Below are 1,632 nucleotides of genomic sequence, written 5' to 3'. Positions count from 1 at the left end.
GCCGACCTGGTGGCCGTGCTCCTCGGCGTGCTGGTCGCGCGGTGCGCGTTCCTGCCGTTGTCACCGGAGGACCCCGACGACCGCGTGACCGGTCAGCTCCGGACCAGCGGGGCCCGCCTGCTCGTCACCACCGACCTCGACCGGTTCGCCGGAGCCGGTGTCGCGGTGGTCCGCCCCGGTGACACGCCGGTCGAGGCCGGTGGCACGCGGGAGCGCTCCGGCCGCCGGTGGCCGGAGCCCTCGCCGGCCGATCCCGCCTACGTCCTGTTCACCTCCGGGTCGACCGGTGAACCCAAGGGGGTGGTGGTCGAGCACGGCGCCCTGGCCGACCACGTCCGGTGGGCGGTGCGGGAGTACGGCCTCTCCCCCGCCGACCGGGCGCTCCAGTTCTGCGCGGTCAGCTTCGACGTGCTGGTCGAGGAGGTGTTCCCGACCCTGGTGGCCGGCGCGACGGTGGTGCTGCGTGACGACGAGTCGGTCACCTCGGTGCGCGCGCTGCTGGCCTGCTGCGAACGGACCGCGACGACGGTGGCGAACCTGCCCACCGGCTACTGGGAACGGCTGGTGGACGCCCTGGACGAGGAGGGCCTGGTGCTGCCGCCGGCGCTGCGGCTGGTCGCGATCGGCGGCCAGCAGGTGGGGCCGACCGCCGTGGACCGCTGGCACCGCCTGGTGCGCGGCGTCCGGCTGGTCAACGCCTACGGGCCCACCGAGGTCACGGTCGGCGCCACCGCCGCCGAGCTGGTCGCCGGCGGCGGGGTCCCCATCGGCACGCCCACGTCGAACACGCGGGCCTACCTGCTGGACCGCTACCTGGCGCCGGTACCGGACGGGGTGGTCGCCGAGTTGTACCTGGCGGGCACCGGCCTGGCGCGGGGGTATGTCGGCCGCCCGGGGCTGACGGCGGAACGGTTCCTCCCCGACCCCTTCGCCGGGGACGGGCGGCGGATGTACCGCACCGGGGACCTGGCACGGCTGGCGGACGGGGTGCTGCACTTCGTCAGCCGCGCCGACCGCCAGGTGAAACTGCGCGGTTACCGCGTCGAGCTGGACGAGGTGGAGGCCGCGCTGGCGGCCCACCCCGAGGTGGTCGAGGCGGCCGTCGTCGTCCGGGGGGACGTCCTGGCCGCCCACGTCGGCGCCTCGCCCCGGGTGGACGGGGACGCGGTGCGCGCGCACCTGGTGGCCCGGTTGCCCTCCTTCATGGTGCCCACGGTGGTCCGGGTGCACGACTCGCCGCTGCCGAGGACGGCCGCGGGGAAGGTGGACCGGGCGGCGCTGGCGGTTCCCGTCGAGCCCGACGCCGAGTTCCGGGAGCCGAGGACCGACCGGGAGCGGGCGGTGGCCGCGCTGTGGTCGGAGCTGCTGGGAGCGCCCCGGGTCGGGTTGGACGACAACTTCTTCGCCCTGGGCGGGCATTCGCTGCTGGCCATGGACCTGGTGCGCCGGATGCACGCGCTGGGCTACCCGGGGCTGCGGATGCCGGACCTGTTCGACAACCCGACCATCGAGTCGCTCGCGCCGTGGGCCGACGAGCCAACCCCGGTGCGGGCCGGCCCCGTGCCCACCGCCCCGGTGGCCACGGCCCCGCTGTCGTGGACGCAGCTGGGGATCTGGGCGCAGGCCACCACG

At 75.9% G+C, this 1,632-nt stretch carries 1 protein-coding gene; it reads left to right on the top strand.

Features of this window, described 5'->3' with window-relative positions; all coding sequences use genetic code 11:
* A partial coding sequence (locus tag ACTIDRAF_RS31310) for a non-ribosomal peptide synthetase (protein WP_039789654.1) occupies positions 1 to 1,632 on the top strand: 1,632 nt, incomplete at both ends.

The sequence above is a fragment of the Actinoalloteichus spitiensis RMV-1378 genome (genome assembly GCF_000239155.1).
GTDB classification, from domain to species: domain Bacteria; phylum Actinomycetota; class Actinomycetes; order Mycobacteriales; family Pseudonocardiaceae; genus Actinoalloteichus_B; species Actinoalloteichus_B spitiensis.
This window is presented reverse-complemented; position numbering and strand designations above follow the sequence as displayed.